Source organism: Cupriavidus basilensis (genome assembly GCF_008801925.2).
GTDB classification, from domain to species: domain Bacteria; phylum Pseudomonadota; class Gammaproteobacteria; order Burkholderiales; family Burkholderiaceae; genus Cupriavidus; species Cupriavidus basilensis.
This window is the reverse complement of the sequence record NZ_CP062803.1, coordinates 1682619-1700063: the sequence shown is the minus strand read 5'-3', so window position 1 is coordinate 1700063 and position 17445 is coordinate 1682619. Positions and strand designations below refer to the sequence as shown.

16 protein-coding genes and 1 tRNA gene are annotated in these 17445 nt (G+C 65.6%); 9 read left to right on the top strand and 8 right to left on the bottom strand.

All coding sequences use genetic code 11. From position 1 onward, the window contains the following. Positions 1-12: 12 nt before the first annotated feature. Entirely contained in the window at positions 13-699 is a 687-nt protein-coding gene (locus F7R26_RS07710) for a class I SAM-dependent methyltransferase (protein WP_150990582.1), read from the top strand. Positions 700-1199: 500 nt separating this feature from the next. On the opposite strand, the gene F7R26_RS07705 is transcribed toward F7R26_RS07710, so the two are convergent. The 7 genes from F7R26_RS07705 to F7R26_RS07675 form a co-directional block, all read right to left on the bottom strand. Next, positions 1200-1574 (bottom strand): hypothetical protein, encoded by a 375-nt coding sequence (locus F7R26_RS07705; RefSeq protein ID WP_150990584.1) that lies wholly within the window; start codon positions 1572-1574, stop codon positions 1200-1202. 292 nt (positions 1575-1866) lie between these two features. Beyond that, entirely contained in the window at positions 1867-2427 is a 561-nt protein-coding gene (locus F7R26_RS07700) for a hypothetical protein (protein ID WP_241754450.1), read from the bottom strand. A gap of 215 nt (positions 2428-2642) precedes the next feature. Next, a tRNA-Leu gene (locus F7R26_RS07695) sits at positions 2643-2729 on the bottom strand. Between the two features lie 241 nt (positions 2730-2970). After that, positions 2971-4290, bottom strand: coding sequence for an MFS transporter (locus F7R26_RS07690; RefSeq protein WP_416351325.1), 1320 nt, complete (start codon positions 4288-4290; stop codon positions 2971-2973). A gap of 93 nt (positions 4291-4383) precedes the next feature. After that, on the bottom strand, positions 4384-5718 hold the full coding sequence (locus F7R26_RS07685) for an amidase (protein ID WP_150990588.1): 1335 nt from the start codon (positions 5716-5718) through the stop codon (positions 4384-4386). Further along, positions 5715-6392, bottom strand: coding sequence for a DUF2848 domain-containing protein (locus F7R26_RS07680; RefSeq protein ID WP_150990590.1), 678 nt, complete (start codon positions 6390-6392; stop codon positions 5715-5717). Before F7R26_RS07680 ends, F7R26_RS07685 begins: the two co-directional genes overlap by 4 nt. Positions 6393-6430: 38 nt before the next feature. Next, on the bottom strand, positions 6431-7129 hold the full coding sequence (locus F7R26_RS07675) for a GntR family transcriptional regulator (RefSeq protein ID WP_150990592.1): 699 nt from the start codon (positions 7127-7129) through the stop codon (positions 6431-6433). 399 nt (positions 7130-7528) lie between these two features. Here F7R26_RS07675 and F7R26_RS07670 point away from each other — a divergent pair, with 399 nt between their 5' ends. Further along, complete coding sequence (locus F7R26_RS07670; RefSeq protein ID WP_277820355.1) at positions 7529-8380, top strand: IclR family transcriptional regulator; 852 nt, start codon at positions 7529-7531, stop codon at positions 8378-8380. Between the two features lie 14 nt (positions 8381-8394). On the opposite strand, the gene F7R26_RS07665 is transcribed toward F7R26_RS07670, so the two are convergent. Continuing rightward, positions 8395-9642: a Zn-dependent hydrolase gene (locus tag F7R26_RS07665; protein ID WP_150990594.1), complete on the bottom strand. Its 1248-nt coding sequence runs from the start codon at positions 9640-9642 to the stop codon at positions 8395-8397. Between the two features lie 290 nt (positions 9643-9932). Between F7R26_RS07665 and F7R26_RS07660 the strand changes: the two genes are divergently transcribed. The 7 genes from F7R26_RS07660 to F7R26_RS07630 all read left to right on the top strand — a co-directional run bounded on the left by F7R26_RS07660 (position 9933) and on the right by F7R26_RS07630 (position 17426). Next, positions 9933-11510, top strand: a complete 1578-nt coding sequence (locus F7R26_RS07660; RefSeq protein ID WP_241754505.1) for an ABC transporter substrate-binding protein — start codon at positions 9933-9935, stop codon at positions 11508-11510. A 147-nt stretch (positions 11511-11657) separates the two neighbouring features. After that, positions 11658-12608 (top strand): ABC transporter permease, encoded by a 951-nt coding sequence (locus F7R26_RS07655; protein WP_150990598.1) that lies wholly within the window; start codon positions 11658-11660, stop codon positions 12606-12608. 27 nt (positions 12609-12635) lie between these two features. Next, complete coding sequence (locus F7R26_RS07650) at positions 12636-13523, top strand: ABC transporter permease (RefSeq protein WP_150990600.1); 888 nt, start codon at positions 12636-12638, stop codon at positions 13521-13523. A gap of 7 nt (positions 13524-13530) precedes the next feature. Next, positions 13531-14613 carry an ABC transporter ATP-binding protein gene (locus F7R26_RS07645; RefSeq protein WP_416351324.1) on the top strand — a complete coding sequence of 361 codons (1083 nt, stop codon included), beginning with the start codon at positions 13531-13533 and terminating at the stop codon, positions 14611-14613. A gap of 46 nt (positions 14614-14659) precedes the next feature. Further along, complete coding sequence (locus F7R26_RS07640) at positions 14660-15688, top strand: ABC transporter ATP-binding protein (RefSeq protein WP_150990604.1); 1029 nt, start codon at positions 14660-14662, stop codon at positions 15686-15688. A 104-nt stretch (positions 15689-15792) separates the two neighbouring features. Further along, positions 15793-16983, top strand: coding sequence for an amidase (locus tag F7R26_RS07635; protein WP_150990606.1), 1191 nt, complete (start codon positions 15793-15795; stop codon positions 16981-16983). A 32-nt stretch (positions 16984-17015) separates the two neighbouring features. Further along, positions 17016-17426, top strand: coding sequence for a DUF3830 family protein (locus tag F7R26_RS07630; RefSeq protein WP_150990608.1), 411 nt, complete (start codon positions 17016-17018; stop codon positions 17424-17426). Positions 17427-17445 lie beyond the last annotated feature (19 nt).

Sequence of the window (17445 nt, the reverse complement as noted above, 5' to 3'; positions counted from 1 at the left end):
GAGATGTAGGGAATGGTTAAGAGCTTATTAAAGAAAATTACAACGGTAGAACAGCGCACTGCTATTCGGGGATTGATAAAGAAGCTCACTCCACCAGAAAAGGCTCCTCTTCCGGAGGAGCCGCGCTTCATAGACCGACTTCATGAATTTGCGCCGCCTTACAGACTTCATCTGGGCTGTGGAAATATCAAGCTCGAGGGATTTTGCAACGTTGACGCCTTGAAAACGATTGCGGCCGATGCAATCGACGATATTCGGGCGCTTGAGAGGTTCTCTGCGGGATCCGCGAAGGAGATCTATGCTTGTCACGTACTTGAGCATTTTTCCCACGATGAGGTGTTACCTCTACTGAAGCGCTGGCATGGCGTCCTACAGCCGGGTGGAATTTTGCGCATTTCCGTTCCCGACATTGACCGGATCGTTCGGATTTATCACAAGAACTTTGCGCATTTCGAGAAGCCGGGAAATACCCCATGGATTGGGCTTATCTATGGTGGACAGTCAACACCTTACGATTTTCATAAGACCGGATTTAATGCCACTTGGCTAAAGTACCTCTTGGAACAATGTGGCTTTGTGGACTGCGAAGAGTACCCACATGAGCCTCATTTTGTCCCCGGCACCATTGACGCTTCAGTTGCAAATGCGACTTTTGGCGAATATTTTTCCTTGAATATGATGGCGCGACGCCCTCTATAGTGCTGAGAATGCGTGCCAGGCTGGCTTCAACCAGCCCACGTTAGGTCCATCCTTCTGGACCAAGAAGCTAGCCGCCCTCGAGGCGGCTTTTTTTGCGTCTTACGTGTCCGAAGCACCTTCGGTGCATCCCATGCTCTGAAACCTCCTGGCATCACAGGGTCAGCGCTGCCCTCAGCCGTGCATCAAGGCCCAGCCGGCATAGGGTCGCCCCCACCTCCGTCAGCAGCAACCTCTCCGTCCCCTGAATGGCCGGATCGGCCAACAGCACAGCCAGGCCGGCTATCGCGTCGTCGATCGGCGACTCTGTTTCCTCATCCAACGCCAGCTACTCGAACTCGCGGATCACGTCGTCCGGTTCCATCCCACCTCCCCAGGATCACCCCAGATCAGTCTAGGCGGCGATGCGGGCGCTCGCGAGGCGCCCTTTCGAACCCGGTCGGGCAGAACACTAAACTTTTTAGGTTTAGGTTTAGGTTTCTTTACCTTTGAAGATTAGTGTTCTAACCTTTGTTCATGCCGCTGACGTTCACGGCGGTTCGCCGGAGACAGAGATGCGCAAGCAAGCCAAGCAGTCGTGGGAAGTGGGTCAACAGGTCAAGGTGGGGTTCCTGGCCGGCCTGACCGTCGTCGCCAAGATCCCGACCCCGGATGACTTCGCCCCGGACGCCTACGTTCTGGTGCGCGGCGAGCAGTTCTATGCCTTCGTGCCACACAACGGCATTTCGAAGATCGAAGCCGCCGAGGCCTGCGAGATGGTTGCCGAAGCCAAGCGCATTCGCGCCGCCGCAGAGGCCCGCGCCACCGAACAGGCCGACCGCGTCATCGCCACCGCCAAGCTCGCCGCCGAGCTGATGGCTGCCCGAGGAACTGGCCATGACCAACCTCAGCACCTACGCCCGAGTCTTCCGCCAGCCGCGCCTGCGCGCCGACGAGGCCCAGGCCGTAGTGACCGCCGCCGGCCTGTTCTGGTCGGTCACCGGCGAGCTCACCACCCCGGCCCTTGGCCAGACGCCCAAGTTCGTGGCGTCAGCTTTCCGCCTGGTCAACGCCGACGGCAGCGAGACCACCTTGTCGACCGTCAGGCTGGTGAGCCCCAATATCTCGCCCGACCGCATCGCCGTCTCGATGGCGAACAGGAAGGCGACAGCCACGCGCTGCACTGGCAGCTCAACCGGCAGGCCCTCTCAGAACCCCAGCGACTGGACGATCAGCGCTGCCTCGGCATCCGTGATGCGCCGCCTCGCGCGGCGGGCTGTCCGGCGGCCGGCTTACCGTCTTCATCGGGTCGGTCAGCAGCAAGCCCCACTCGTCGCGCGCCACCTTCAACGCGTGCGACAGCAACGACATCTCCCGCGACACCGAGGCCCCTGCCACCTCCCGTTCCCGGGCGTCCCGCCACGCGGTGATGTGGTGTGGCTTGAGGTCCATCAGCCGGATGTCGCGGAACAGCTTGCCCTCGATCTCCTTCCGGCCGATCACCTCGAGCCGCAGGAACTCCCACCGGCTGCCACGCTTCTTCGGGCTGACGTCCTTTTGGTACTTGTCCAGGACATCGCCGATCGTGTGGGTCTTGCTTCCCATCCCGGCGTCGATTGAGCGCATTTCCGTCTCGCGCTTGGCCGCCCAGGCCTGCGCCTCGGCCTTCGTGTCGAAGTAGCCGCTATCGCGCTGACCTTTGACATACAACTCGGCACGCCAGCCGGAACCGATTCGCCTGAACGACGCCATGCCTAATCTCGCCCTATCTATTCGCCGTCACTTTGCGGCACGCCGATTATAGGCCGGGCTGGCGTAATCCTTAGCGTAATTTTGGCGTAACGCTACTCAGTTTTGTGTGGTTTTGAGTGGTTTTTACGCCAGATCTTCGAGCATCAAAATCATCGGAAAACCCTTTGAAATCAATGTCTTGTGGCGTGGTTTGGCGTAATGTGAATATGGAACTTTGGTGCGAGGGAGGGGACTCGAACCCCTACACCATTGCTGGCGTCAGGACCTAAACCTGGTGCGTCTACCAATTTCGCCACCCTCGCAGTCCTTGCGGCGTGCATCCCTGGCGGGAGGCCGCTGTGCTCGTTGTCTTACAGGCGTGCCGGGCAGCGTGAGAGATGTCACAAGAGCACAAAAGCAAACAGGCGGCTGGAACTGCCCGCCTGGCTTGTGGTACCTGTGCTGCCGGCGCACTTTGCGCATGCAGCGCAACGAGGCAGCGGATTCTAGCGCAAAGCGCCGCTGGAATCCAGCCCCCTCGTGCTGCCTGGGGCATCTCTTGGGCTATGCCTTCGCGCTGACCTTGGTTTTGATGCATGCCAGCACCAGGACGGTGGCACAGGCTTCCAGTGCGGCGACAAAGTACAGGCCGGACGAGAGCTGGCCGGTGCTGGTTTTGAACCAGCCGATCATGTAGGGCGCGACGAAGCCGGCGAGGTTGCCGATGGAGTTGATGAGGGCGATGCCTCCCGCGGCGGCGGTGCCGGCGAGGAAGGCGGAGGGCAGCGACCAGAAGACCGGGAAGGCGGCGAGGATGCCGACGGAGGCGATGGTGAGCGCCACCATGGCGAGCACAGCGCTGTGCAGCCACATGCCGGTGAGCACGAGGCCGGCGGCGGCCATCAGGGTGGCTAGCGCACAGTGCAGGCGGCGTTCGCCGGTGCGGTCGGAGTGGATGCCGTTCCAGACCATGGCGAGGGTGCCTGCGATGAAGGGGATGGCGGAGACGAGGCCGATCTGCAGGTTGCCCTTGACGCCGAGCTCTTTGATGATGGATGGCGACCAGAAGGCGATGGTGGCGTTGCCGCTGACTACGCAGAAGTAGATGGCGGCGCAGATCCAGACGCGCGAGTTGGTGAAGGCGGCGCGCAGCGAGGAGTGCTTGGCGGGGTCGCGGTTTTCGGCTTCGATCTCGCGGGTGACGAGGTCGCGTTCGCTGGGGGTGAGCCATTTGGCGCTGATGGGCTTTTCAGGCAGGAACATCAGCACGGCGATGCCGGCGAGTACGGACGGGATGCCTTCGATGACGAACAGCCATTGCCAGTTGGCGAGGCCGTCGACGCCTTCCATGCTGCTCATGATGAAACCCGCGAGCGGGCCGCCGATGACGCCGGCAATGGCGAACGAGGTCATGAACAGGCCGTTGATGCGAGCGCGGCGCTGGGCGGGGAACCAGTAGGTGAGGTAGAGCACGACGCCGGGAAAGAAGCCGGCTTCGAACACGCCGAGCAGGAATCGCAGGGCGTAGAACTGCATGGGGGTCTTGACGAAGATCATCGCCATGGAGGCAAAGCCCCACAGGATGGTGATGCGGGCGAGCGTGCGGCGCGCGCCGATTTTTTCCAGCAAGAGATTGCTGGGCACTTCGAACAGGAAGTAGCCGATGAAGAAGATGCCGGCGCCGAAACCGTACACGGCTTCGCTGAATTGCAGGTCTTGCAGCATCTGCAGCTTGGCAAAGCCGACATTGACGCGGTCGATCCAGGCGAGCACGAACAGGAAAACCAGGAAGGGAATCAGCCGCACCGCGATCTTGCGATAGGCCTCATTGCGCTCTGCCGGGGTGTGGGCCGGGCTTTCCAGGGCGCCAGGGGCGCCGGTCATCACGGAAGACATCGGTGGTACTCCTTGGGTGTTGATTGACGGGGCCGCGCTGCCTGGTCGCGGCCCTTGGTCTTTTCTGCTGGCGACTACGCGTTACTGCAGCGCGGCTTCGATGGCGCCGGCCACCTGCAGCACGCGCGCATCGCGCCCGTTCAGGCCGCCGACGCTCAGCCCCATGCCCTGCTCCGCCGCCGGCATGGGCAGCGATACGGCGCAGCCGTCGAGGAAGTTGAGCACGCTGGGGTTGCGCAGCACGAGGCCGTTGGTGGCGAAGAAGGCTTCGTCGCTTTGCAGGGCATCGAGCCTTGGCGGGCGCACGGCAACCGTGGGCATCAGCCAGGCGTCGGCTTCGCGCAGCAGGTCGGCGGCGCGCGCCTGCATGGCGCGGCGCTCGGCCAGCAGTTCGATGTAGTCGGCGGCGCCGAGTTGCTCGCCGCGGCGGATGCGCATGGCAACGCGCTGGTCGTAGGCTTCGCCGTGTTTGGCCAGCAACTGCTTGTGCCAGTGCCAGGCTTCGGCTGCCGTGAGGCCGCCGGCGGCGTTGATCTGCGGCAGGCGCTTGAGCTCGGGAAAATCGAACGGGATGATCCGCGCGCCGAGCCGCGAGAGCGTGACGAGCGTGGCGTCAAAGGCCTGGGCGACTTCGGCGTCGAGGCCGTCGCACACGAAATCGCGGGTCACCAGCAGACGCAGCCCGGCCAGTGGCGCGGGGCGGCTGTCCAGCGTTTCGCCGCTGACGATGGCGTCGAACGCGGCGCAGCAGGCAACCGTGCGCGCCAGCGGGCCGGCGGAGTCGAGCGAGGTCGACAGTGGCACGGCGCCGGTCAGCGGCACGCGGCTTGCGGTGGGCTTGAAGCCGGTCAGGCCGCAGAACGCGCTGGGGATGCGGATGGAGCCGCCGGTGTCGGTGCCGAGCGCCGCGACGGCCATATCGAGCGCCACGCTCACCGCACCGCCGGAGGTGGAGCCACCCGCGATGCGTGCGTCGTCGAAGGGCGTGCGGGGCGTGCCGTAGTGCGGGTTCAGGCCGAGGCCGGAGAACGCGAACTCGCTCATGTTGGTGCGCCCGATCAGCACGGCGCCGGCGGCGCGCAGGCGCGCCACCACGGGCGCGTCGGCGCTGGCGGGCTCGCCCGTGAGCGCCTTCGACCCGGCGCGGGTCACCTGCCCTTTTACGTCGAACAGGTCCTTGATGGAGACCGGCAGCCCGGCCAGCGGCGATGCCACCAGCCCTGCAGCCCGTGCCTGGTCAGCGGCGCGGGCTGCGGCCAGCGCGCCGTCGCCGTCGACTTCCAGGAAGGCGGTGCCGCCAGCGTTACGGTGGCCGTCGATGCGATCCAGTGCCTGCTCGGTCAGCGCAACGCTGGTGGTGCGCCCGGTGGCCAGGTCGGCAGCGAGCGCGGCGATGGTGGGCAGCGCGGTGCTCATGGTGCGACCGCCAGGCATGCCACACGATAGGCATGGCGCAGCGTGCGCTTGCGCACCGGATCGTGGAGTTCGACTTCAAAGGCTTCGCCGCTGCCCAGTTCGCCAATCACGGCTTGCGTGCCGCAGAACATGGCGGTGCCCACCGGCAGCTTGTCTTCGCCGGTGAGGCGCTGGATCAGGTCGCGCGGGTCCAGCAGACGCGTGACAAGCCCTTCCTGATAGAGCTCGCGCTGACCGTTGCGGGTGCGCCAGCAGCGCATCTGCAACTGGTCCCAGTGCGCGGCCACATCGTCGAAGCGCCAGACTTCGGTGCCCAGGGGCTTGGCGCACATCTGCTTGGAGACGGTGACGTCATAGGCTTCGACCTTGCGGTCGGTGTGGTCGGAGCCCACGCCGATGTACATCGCCTCCTTGCCCGCCAGCAGCACGAACTCGATTTCGCCGGAGGAGTCTTCGCGCGGCACTTCGAGCAGCGTGTCGGTGGTCAGCAGCGAGGCGGCCAGCGGGTAGAAGCACGGCACGGTGGTCGGCGGCTTGACGCCGATTTCTTCGAGCTCGCGGATGTGGTGGTTGACGGCGTCGGCGTCGCGGCCGGTCCAGCCGGCGATGATGAGGCGCTGGATATCGAGGACGAGTTCACCCTCGCCGGCTACGTGGAATTGAAGTGTCGGCATTGCTCACTACCTGTTGCGGATGTTGCGGAGAAAAACGGTCAGATGGTCCGGATGATGTTCTTCCGGAATTCGTCAATGTGTTCGCGGATGGCCTCGCGCACCGCCGGCACGTCGCGCCGCTCCAGGGCATCGATGATCACCCTGTGCTCCTGGTAGACGTTCTCCAGGTGCTGCGGGTCGGACAGCGAGAGGAACCAGAAGCGCGCCTGCTTCTCGTGCAAGCCGCGCAGCAGGTCGGCCAGCACGCGATTGCGCGAGGCGGCCGACATGGCGGTATGGAACTTGAGGTCGAGCGCGGCCAGGCCGGTGATGTCGCGCCGCGCGATCAGGTCGGGCGAGCGGTCGACGATCTCGCGCATGGCCTTGAGATCGCTCTCGTGGGCGCGCTCGCAGGCCAGCGTGGCGCACAGCACTTCGTTGGTGGCGCGCACTTCGATCATGTCGAGCACTTCGTTGAGCGATAGCGGCGAGACCAGCACGCCCTTGCGCGGCAGGATCGACACCAGCCCTTCCACTTCCAGCCGGTGCAGCGCCTGGTGCACGGGGGTGCGGCCAATGCCGAGCAAGGCCGCGACCTGGGCTTCGTTGAGCGGCTCGCCAGGACGAAATTCGCAGGAAATGATGCGCCGCTTGATCTCGGCATAGGCCTGCTCGCGCAACGCGGCGCCAGTGGCAGCGCGCGAAGCTGGCTCGGGGGTGTGATCGGCGCCGCCGACCAGCCGGATCGGGTTCGACATGGTGATTCCCTCAACGTTGAAGTTGTTGTGATACTAGTCTGATATTTCACTGATCGTCAACAAATCAGGAATGCGGGTAAACACTGAAGAGGAACGCATCGACGGCATTGCACTGTCGCGCACGCGCTGCATTTCTCGCCGGCCTGCAGCCAGGAAAGCTCCCCGGAAGCCTTATAAAACAAGGCATTCAACCGACAAGAGAAGGATCGCACTGCAAAATCGGCGGGCCGGCTGCATGGCCGCTATTCCCAAAGATAGACGGCCCGAATATCATGGACGGAAACCAAACGAATCGATAATCGATTCAGTCGTATATTGGTGCAATATGCATTCATCGTGGTGCAGGTCTTCCCTGCGATGGTGCCCGTCACCTGTACGAAGACTCGGCGGAACGCGAACATGAACCGGCAGGACCAACACGAAAACGGCGGCGAAGCGCCGGTCAGCGGCACGGATAGCGACACGGAAAGCGACGAAAAATCCGCTCGCCCTGACCCGCTTTTCAATCAGTCGCTGGAGAAAGGGCTGGAAGTGCTGCGGGCTTTCAGCGCAGTCCATCGCACCCTCACGCTGGCCGAACTGGCGGGGCTGACCGGCATGACCAAAAGCTCCGCGCAACGCACCGTGCATACGCTGGAAACGCTGGGCTATATGGCCAAGCACCCGCAGACGCGGCGCTTCCGGCTGACGCCCAAGGTGATGGAGATCGGCTACAACTACCTGTCCGCCGACGCGCTGATCCAGGTCGCCAGCCCTTACCTGTCGCAGCTCGCCAATGCCAGCGGCGAGACCGCCAACCTGACCGAGCCGGTGGGGCTGGAAATGGTCTACGTGGCGCAGTTGATGACGTCGAAGTACATCCCGGTGCTGACGCCCGTTGGCATGCGCATCCCGATGTACTGCACCAGCAGCGGCCGCGCGTACCTGAGCACATTGCCCGACGATCAGGTGATGGCCATGCTCGAGGACTCGGCCCGGGTGGCGCGCACGCCGGCCACGCTGACCGATGTAGCGACGATCTTCGAGACGGTGCTGGCTTGCCGGAAGGTGGGCTACGCCTGCAACAACGAGGAGTTGTTCCTGGGCGATATGGGCGTGGGCGCGGCCATCGTCAACAGCCAGGGGCAGGCGGTGGGCGCGGTGCATGTGTCGCCTCCGGCCAGCCGCTGGAGCATGGCCGAGGCGCAGAAAAAGCTGGCGCCGATGGTGATCGAATGCGCGTGGGCGATCTCGCGCTCGATCGCCCACTGAGAAGTTAATTCGCCTTAGCGCGCGTGCTCCAGCATCGCTTGCAGCAGCACATTGGCGCCGGCCTCGATATGTTCGGGCAGCGCGTCTTCCAGCTCGTTGTGGCTGATGCCGTCCTTGCACGGCACGAAGATCATGCCGGTGGGCGCGCGCTGCGCCACGTACACGGCGTCGTGCCCGGCGCCGCTGACCACGTCCATGTGCGGCAGCCCCAGCGCGGCCGCGGCGCGGCGCACGCTGTCCACGCATGCCGGCGCGAACACGCAGGGCTCGAACTTCACCACCTGGCTGATCGACACTTCCACCGCGCCACGTTGCGCAATCTGCGCGAACGAGGCGCGCATGGCGGCGTCCATGCGGTCCAGCCCTGCCTGCGAGAGATTGCGCAGGTCCACGGAAAAGTCCACACGGCCCGGAATCACGTTGCGTGAGTTGGGCGTGACCTGCACGTAGCCTACCGTGCCGCGCCCGTGCGGGGCCTCATCCACGGCGATGCGATTGACTTCATCGATCATGCGGGCGGCCGCCAGCATGGCGTCGTGGCGCAGCGTCAGCGGCGTGGGGCCGGCGTGGGCGTCCATGCCGGTCACGGTCACGTCGTACCATTGCTGGCCGAGCGCGCCCGAGACCACGCCGATCGGCAGCCCGGCGGCTTCCAGCACCGGCCCCTGCTCGATATGCGCCTCGAAATAGGCCGCGAACATGCCGCCCGGCACTTCGCCCACGGGCTGCGCGCCGCGATAGCCGATCTGCTCCAGCGCCTCGCCCACGCTGATGCCGTCAAGGTCGCGCTGGGCGCGGATAAACTCCGCCTCGAACACACCGGCGAAGGCACCCGAGCCCATCATCACCGGCGTAAAGCGGGTGCCCTCCTCGTTGGTCCAGAACGCCAGCTCCAGCGGCGCGCGGGTGACGATGCCCAGGTCGTTGAGCGTGCGCATCACCTCCAGGCCAGCCAGCACGCCGAAATTGCCGTCGAACTTGCCGCCCGAGGGCTGGGTGTCGATGTGGCTGCCGGTGGCCACCGCAGCCGCATGGGGATCGCTGCCGGCACGGCGCGCGAACACGTTGCCTACCTCGTCGGTGCGCACATCGAGCCCGGCCGCGCGGCACCAGCCGACCACCAGGTCGCGGCCCTGGCGGTCCAGCTCGGTCAGCGCGATGCGGCACACGCCACCCTTGGGCGTGGCGCCGATCTGCGCGAGGTCCATCAGCGATTGCCACAGGCGTGCTGCGTTGATGCGGGGAAGGTGTTGCTGATCCATGTCGGGAAGCCGGTTGGTTGGGAGTCAGACGGGGAAGTCAGCAAAAAACAGGCCATGGCAGGAACGCCAGCGGAACAAAGCTGGGGCACAGGCTCGGGTACAGGCTCAGGCATAGGCACTGGCATATGACTTGCTTAACTGGTTCCGTCTCCCCTTCCCCCCACCCAGGAGCTTTGCCCGTGACCGTTTTCTCTTCCGACTCCGTAAGAAGCGTGAAACCCGGCCTGAAGTCCATCGCCGCCGCTGCCGCGATCACAGCCGTCTCGATCCTCGCCTTGCCGGGCACCGCGATGGCCGAGAAGGTACTGCGCATCGGCATGACCGCCGCCGACATCCCGCGCACGCTGGGCCAGCCCGACCAGGGTTTCGAAGGCAACCGCTTCACCGGTATCCCGATGTATGACGGGCTGACCCAGTGGGACCTGTCCAAGGCCAACGGCCCCAGCCTGCTGATTGCCGACCTGGCCACGGAGTGGAAGGTCGATGCCAAGGACAAGACCAGGTGGATCTTCAAGCTGCGCCCCGGCGTGAAATTCCACGACGGCTCGCCGTTCAACGCCGACGCCGTGGTGTGGAACGTGGGCAAGGTGCTCGACAAGACCGCCAGGCAGTTCGATCCCAGCCAGGTTGGCGTGACCGCCTCGCGCATGCCGACACTGCGCTCGGCCAAGAAGATCGACGACCTCACGGTGGAGCTGGTCACGTCGGAGCCAGACTCCTTCCTGCCCTACAACCTGAGCAACCTGTTCATGGCTTCGCCCACGCAGTGGGACAAGAAGCTGGCCGCCGTGCCGGCCTCGGTGACCGATCCGGCCGAGCGCTCCAAGCAAGCCTGGGTGGCCTTTGCCGCCGATGCTTCCGGCACCGGTCCCTTCAAGATGAGCCGCTTCGTGCCGCGCGAGCGCCTGGAGATGGTGAAGAACGCGCAGTACTGGGACGCCAAGCGCGTGCCCAAGATCGACAAGGTGGTGATGCAGCCGATGCCGGAGGCCAATGCCCGCACCGCCGCGCTGCTGTCGGGCCAGGTCGACTGGATCGAGGCACCGGCACCGGATGCCGTGGCGCAGATCAAGAGCCGCGGCTTTGAGGTCTACGCCAATGCCCAGCCGCATATGTGGCCGTGGCAGCTGTCGTTCGCGCCCGGGTCTCCCTGGCTCGACAAGCGCGTGCGCCAGGCGGCCAACCTGTGCGTGAACCGCGAGGGCCTGAAGACCTTGCTGGGCGGCTACATGGCCGAATCCAAGGGCATCGTCGAAAAGGGCAACCCGTGGTGGGGCAACCCCACGTTCGATATCAAGTACGACGCCAACGCCGCGCGCAAGCTGATGCAGGAAGCCGGCTACTCGGCCGCCAAGCCGATGAAGGTGAAGGTGCAGGTCTCCGCCTCGGGCTCCGGCCAGATGCAGCCGCTGCCGATGAACGAGTATGTGCAGCAGAACCTGAAGGCGTGCTTCATCGACGTCGACTTCGACGTGGTCGAGTGGAACACGCTGTTTACCAACTGGCGCATCGGCGCCAAGGACCCGAGCGCGCATGGCGCCAACGCCATCAACGTGAGCTTTGCGGCGATGGACCCGTTCTTCGCCATGGTCCGTTTTGTCAGCACCAAGACGCAGCCGCCGGTCTCGAACAACTGGGGCTACTTCGGCAACGCGGAGTTCGACAAGCTGATCGAAACGGCGCGCACGTCGTTCGACGAGAAGGCGCGCGACACGGCGCTGGCCAAGCTGCATGCCCGCATCGTGGAAGAAGCGCCTTTCGTGCTGATCGCGCATGACGTAGGCCCGCGCGCGATCTCCAGGAAGGTCAAGGGTGTGGTGCAGCCGCAGAGCTGGTTTATCGACATCGCCACCATGTCGATGGACTGAGCCGTGCACTAAGCGGCCAGCGCGCGTGGCCGGTCCCGGGCCGGCCACGCGCAGCGCAATCCAGAAGATGCCAGGCCGGCATGCATCGGCCGGGCTCCCCCGAGAAACCACGGCAGGCAACGCTCGCCTTCCTTCCCGGCTACGAACATGCTCTACCTGCTCCGCCGCATCGTCTACGCGATCCCCATCCTGCTCGGGGTCGCCCTGCTCTGCTTCTCGCTGGTCCATATCGCGCCGGGCGACCCGCTGGTGTCGGTACTGCCGCCCGACGCCTCCGAGGACCTTCGCCGCCAGCTCACCGCGCTCTACGGCTTCGATAAGCCCTTTATCGAACAATTCCTGCACTGGCTCACCCGCGCGCTGCACGGCGACCTGGGCACCTCCATCGCCACCAACCGCCCGGTGATGAGCGAGGTGATGACGGCGGTGATCAACTCGGTCCGGCTGGCCGCGGTGGCCACGCTGATCGGCTTTACCTTCGGCTGCCTGTTCGGCTTCGTGGCGGGTTACTTCCGCGATTCCGCGGCGGACCGCACGGCCTCCTTCCTGTCGGTCTTCGGCGTGAGCATGCCGCACTACTGGCTGGGCATGGTGCTGGTGATCGTGTTCTCCGTGTTCCTCGGCTGGCTGCCCGCCACCGGCGCCGGCCCCGGTGGCTCCGGCGACTGGACATGGGACTGGGAGCATATCCAGTACATGGTGCTGCCGGCGGTGACGATGTCGGTGATCCCGATGGGCATCGTGGCACGCACCATCCGCGCGCTCGTGGCCGAGATCCTCGCGAACGAATTCATCGTCGGCCTCAAGGCACGCGGCCTGTCGGAGCTGGCGGTGTTCCGCCATGTGCTGAAGAACGTGGCGCCCACCGCGCTGTCGGTGATGGGCCTGCAGCTCGGCTACCTGCTGGGCGGCTCGATCCTGATCGAGACGGTGTTCTCCTGGCCCGGCACGGGTTTCCTGCTCAACTCGGCGATCTTCCAGCGCGACTTTCCGCTGCTGCAGGGGACCATCCTTGTGCTTGCCGTGTTCTTCGTATTGCTGAACCTGCTGGTCGATGCGCTGCAGACCTTGTTCGACCCGCGCATCCAGCGCAACTGACGCCATCAAGGAAACCCGGGAGCCCCCATGGAAATGACTCTGAAAAAGCCCGCCCTTGTGCCCGTCGTGCAGCGCTCGCCCGGCTACTGGGCCACGGTGGGCAAACGCCTGCTGCGCAACAAGCTGGCCATGCTGGCCGCGCTGATCCTGCTGGCGCTGGTGCTGATGGCGATCTTCGCGCCCGTGCTGATGCCGGCCGATCCGTATGCGGCCTCGATCATGAAACGCCTCAAGCCGATCGGCACGGAGCACTACCTGCTTGGCACCGACGAGCTGGGGCGCGACCTGCTGTCGCGCCTGATGCTGGGCGCGCGGCTGTCGCTGTTCATGGGCATCACGCCGGTGCTGATCGCCTTTGTGATCGGCAGCGCGCTGGGCATCGTCGCGGGCTATGCCGGCGGCTGGACCAATACCGTGATCATGCGGCTGGTTGACATCCTGTACGCCTTCCCCTCGGTGCTGCTGGCCATCGCGCTGTCGGGCACGCTGGGCGCGGGCGTGGGCAATGCGCTGCTGTCGCTCACCATCGTGTTCGTGCCGCAGATCGTGCGCGTGGCGGAGAGCGTGACCACGCAGGTGCGCAACCGCGAGTTCGTCGATGCGGCGCGCGCCTCGGGTGCGTCATCGCTCACCATCGTGCGCGCCCACGTGCTCAACAATGTGCTGGGGCCGATCTTTGTCTACGCCACCAGCCTGATCTCGGTGTCGATGATCCTGGCCTCCGGCCTGTCGTTCCTCGGCCTCGGCGTCAAGCCGCCCGAGCCGGAATGGGGCCTGATGCTCAACACGCTGCGCACGGCGATCTATACGCAGCCGCTGGTTGCCGCCCTGCCCGGCGCCATGATCTTCCTGACCTCGATCTCCTTCAACCTGCTCGCCGATGGCATTCGCTCGGCGATGGAAATCAAGGACTGACGCCATGATGGAAACCTTGCAAGACACGGTACCTGATGCATTGGCCAACACCGACGTCGGCGGCCCCGCGCAACCGCTGGTGATCGCGCGCGACCTGATCAAGCACTTCCCGCTCAAGGCGAAACTGCCCTGGCGCAGCGGTGGCGAAGTCCGCGCCGTCGACGGCGTCAGCTTCGAAGTGAGAAAGGGCGAAACGCTGGGCGTGGTCGGCGAATCCGGCTGCGGCAAGTCCACCACCGCGCGGCTGCTGATGCAGTTGATCGAGCAAAACAGCGGCGAGCTGATTTTCGATGCGCTGGGCGTGGGATCGGCCCAGTTGCCGATGAAGCGCTACCGCAGCCAGGTGCAGATGGTGTTCCAGGACAGCTACTCCTCGCTCAATCCGCGCCTGACCATCGAGGAATCCATCGCCTTTACCGCGCGCGTGCACGGCATCGACGCGGCCGAAGCCAGCGCGCGCGCACGTGCCCTGCTGGATCGCGTGGGCCTGGAGCCAATGCGCTTTGCCGGGCGCTATCCGCACGAGCTCTCCGGCGGGCAGCGCCAGCGGGTGAATATCGCGCGGGCGCTGGTGCTGCGCCCGCGCCTGGTGATTCTCGATGAAGCGGTGTCGGCGCTGGACAAATCGGTGGAGGCGCAGGTGCTGAACCTGCTGCTCGACCTCAAGGCCGAGTTCGACCTTACCTACGTCTTCATCAGCCACGACCTGAACGTGATCCGCTACCTGTGCGACCGCGTGATGGTGATGTACCTGGGCAAGGTCGTGGAGGTGGGCGACACCGAAACGCTCTACGCCAACCCCGCGCACCCCTACACGCGTGCGCTGCTGGCCTCGATGCCGGCGATGGACCCGGATCACCGCACCCAGGTTGCGCCGCTGGCGGGAGACCCGCCCAACCCGATCAACCCGCCATCCGGCTGCAGCTTCCATCCGCGCTGCGCCATGGCGGAGGACGTTTGCGCGCGCCGTGCGCCGCAGTTGTCCGAAGCGCTGGCGGGGCATCCGGTGGCCTGCCTGATGGCGAACGCGGACGGCGGCCACAGCCGGCAGATGCCCGCGGCCGCAAGCCCGCTTGTTGCAGCACCTTGAGGGCCAACTCATGAATGCACCCGTGACCGTACCCGCGAACGTACCCATGACCGCACCCAAGCACAGCTCGGAACCCCAGGCAGCCGCCCCCATGGTGTCGGTGCGCGACCTGCGCGTGACCTTCTCCGGCGGCGGCAAGACCATTCGCGCCGTCAGCGGCGTGTCGCTTGCGGTGGCGCCTGGCGAGACGCTCGCCCTGATCGGCGAATCTGGCTCCGGCAAGAGCGTGACGCTGCGCGCGCTGATGCGCCTGCATCCGCCGCGCCGCACCCGCATGGAAGGCGAGATCCGCATCGATGGCACCGACGTCACCGCCCTCGATGGCCGTGGCCTCGCCCGCCTGCGCGGCGGCAAGGTGGCGATGGTGTTCCAGGAACCGTTGCTGGCGCTGGACCCGGTCTATACGATCGGCCAGCAGATCATCGAATGCATCCGCACCCACGCCCGCGTGTCTGCGGCCGAGGCGCGCCAGCGCGCGCTGCGCGCGCTGGAGTCCGTGCGCATTCCCAGCCCGGAGCGGCGCCTGGCGGCTTATCCGCACGAGATGTCCGGCGGCATGCGCCAGCGCGCCATGATCGCACTGGCGCTGTCGGCCAACCCCAAGGTCCTGCTGGCCGACGAGCCAACCACCGCGCTGGACGCCACCGTGCAGATCCAGGTGCTGATCCTGCTGCGCGAGCTGCAACGCGAGCTTGGCCTGTCGATCGTGTTCGTCACCCATGACATCGGCGCGGCCGTGGAAATCGCCGATCGCGTCGCCGTGATGTACGGCGGGCGCATCGTCGAGGAAGGCCCGATCCGCACCATCCTGCGCGCCGCGCGCCATCCTTATACGCAGGCGCTGCTGCAAAGCCGCCAGCACGGCATGGACCGCGGCCAGCGGCTGCAGACCATCGCCGGCTCGCCACCCGATCTGTCGGCCCTGCCGCCGGGCTGCAGCTTTGCCCCGCGCTGCCCGCACGCGCGCGCGCAATGCCTGGAGGCGGTGCCGCCGGCTACCGCGCTGGGTGATGGGCATAGCGTGAGCTGCGTGCTGGCCAGTGAGCCTGTCGCCCGTGCCGAGGCCCTGGCGTAGGCTCCGTCAATCGTTCGTGATAGCACGGCATGCCGTGCTATCTGTGCCAATATCGCCTTTACTGATTGCTACCCTAGCCTTCACTTTCACCGCTACCCGCATCCATGACCCTGGCCAGCCATCCCTCCCACGCCTTCCTCCCCTACCCTGACGCACCCGTCGCCAATGCGGCCAGCGGCCCCCTCGCCGGCCTGACCTTCGCCGCCAAGGACCTGTTCGACGTAGCCGGCTACCCAACCGGCGGCGGTAATCCCCATGTGCTGGCCATGTCAGGCATCAAGACCACCACCGCGCCCACCGTGCAGCGGCTGCTGGATGCCGGCGCGGCCTTCGTCGGCAAGACCCATACGGATGAGCTGGCGTTCTCGATGAACGGCAAGAATGCCCACTATGGCGCCCCGGTGAACGGCGCGGCGCCGGGGCGCATCACGGGCGGCTCGTCGTCCGGCTCGGCCTCGGCGGTGTCCAACAAGCTCTGCGACTTCGCGCTCGGCACCGACACCGGCGGCTCGGTGCGCGCGCCGGCCAGCCACTGCGGGCTGTTCGGCATCCGCCCCACCTTTGGCCGGATCTCGCTGGCGCAAACCCTGGCGCTGTGCGACAGCTTTGATACCTGCGGCTTCTTCGCGCGCGACGTCGGCACCTTCGCCCGCGTGGCCGACGTACTGCTCGGCAGCGACCCCCGGCCCCTGCCCGCCGGCCCGCGCCTGCTGCTGGCCGAAGACCTGTTCCGCATGCCCACCGCCCCCGCGCTGGACGCACTGCTGCCGGTGGTCGGCGGCATCGAGGCCGCCTTCGGCAAGGCCACGCCCGTCACCGTGGCGGACCGCCCGCTGGAAGACATCTGGTGGGCCTTCCGCTATGTGCAGGGCTGGGAAGCCTGGCAGACCGACGGCGCCATGATCGAGCAATACGGCCTGCAGCTCGGCCCCGACGTGGCCGCGCGCTTTGCATTCTCCAAGGGCGTCACCGAAGCCCGACTCGAAGCCTCCAGCGCGATTCGCCGCGCCTTTACCGCGCATCTGGCGGCGCTGCTTGGCGACGATGGCATCCTGATCCTGCCGACCATGCCCGACATCGCCCCGCTGTCCGACGCCGCCGGCGAGGAACTTGAGACCTACCGCAACCTGTCAGCACAAACGCTGTGCCTGGCACCGCTGTCCGGCTTCCCGCAACTGAGCCTGCCACTGGCCAGCCGCGCTGGCGCACCGCTGGGCATTTCGCTGATGGGCCCGGCCGGCAGCGACCGCAGCCTGATTGCATTTGCCGAAAAGCTGGTCGCCGCGCTAAGCTGAGCGACCACCCCGATTTCCCCAGGAGAGCCTGAATGGCCCAGATCCGCATTACCGCCGGCGGCTACCAGTTCGTCGCCGAAACCCATCCCGACGCCCCCCTCACCGTGGCGGCCTTCACCAAGCTGCTGCCCTACCGCCAAAAGCTGATCCATGTGCGCTGGAGCGGCGAAGGCTGCTGGATCCCGCTGGGCGAGTTCAAGCTGGGCGTGGATTTCGAGAACCACACCAGCCACCCCTCGGTCGGCGACATCCTGTTCTATCCCGGCGGCTACAGCGAGACCGAGATCATCCTGGCGTATGGCAGCTGCTGCTTCGCCAGCAAGATGGGCCAGCTGGCGGGCAACCATTTCCTGACGATCGTGGAGGGCAAGGAGAACCTGCGCGCGCTGGGCACCAAGGTGCTGTGGGAAGGCGCGCAGGACGTCAGCTTCGAGTTGATGTGAGATAGGGAGCGTGCTCGGC